This is a genomic window from Zoogloea sp. (genome assembly GCF_023150065.1).
Taxonomy (GTDB): domain Bacteria; phylum Pseudomonadota; class Gammaproteobacteria; order Burkholderiales; family Rhodocyclaceae; genus Zoogloea.
Map to the genome: position 1 here is coordinate 1 of NZ_JAKLLN010000082.1, position 908 is coordinate 908.

The 908-nt window shown below is 66.2% G+C and carries 1 pseudogene; it reads left to right on the forward strand.

Going from position 1 to position 908, the window contains the following annotated elements:
- Positions 1-908, forward strand: a pseudogene (locus L6Q67_RS23520) (hypothetical protein); the annotation flags it as partial.

The following is a 908-nucleotide window of genomic DNA, read 5'->3' on the forward strand; positions in this document are numbered from 1 at the left end:
CACCGACGCCAACGGCTGCTACAGCTTCACCAACCTCGATCCGGGCCAGTACAGCCTGCAGTTCGACAAGTCGTCCGCCTACTACTACACGGGCAAGTACGACTGGTGGGGCAACGCCCTCAAGCAGAGCGTCAACCAGTCGAGCTACCAATGGACGACGAAGGATGTCTCCAGCAACGCCTACGATGCCTCCGACTCGGATGTCGCACGTGTCTCCTCGACGTATTACAACCAGGGCGTGACCGACAAGTTCACCCTGGTGTCGGGCGAGTACGACAACACCCTCGACGCCGGCATCTGCCCGATCGTCATCGACCTGGACGGCAACGGCATCCAGACCATCAGCCGTGAGAACGCCAACGGCACCTTCGACCTGCTGGGCACCGGCGTCGCCGTCAAGTCCGGCTGGCTGTCGGGTGGCGACGGCTTCCTGGCGATCGACAGCAACGGCAACGGCCGCATCGACGACGTCAGCGAGCTGTTCGGCGGCAACGCCGTCGGCCAGGGCTTCGCCAAGCTGTCCGCCTTCGACAGCAACGGCGACGGCCTGGTGGACCGCAACGACGCAGCCTTCGGCGAGCTGAAGATCTGGGTGGACGCCAACGGCAACCACCAGACCGATGCCGGCGAGCTGATGGGCCTCACCGACGCGGGCGTGGCCAGTCTGAACCTGGACTACTTCGCCCTCCCGGCCATCGATGAGCAGGGCAACCTGCACCTCGAGCGCAGCGTCGCGACCCTCGCCGATGGCCGCGCGGTGGACATGACCGACGTGTATTTCAACGTCGATGCCCAGGAAGCCGCCCAGGCCGGCGCCGAGCTGCCGACGATGGCCGAGCTGCTCGGTGACGACACCAGCCTCGACCAGCTGCTGGGCGTCAGCGTCGCTGCCGCCGACGTGGCCGCGG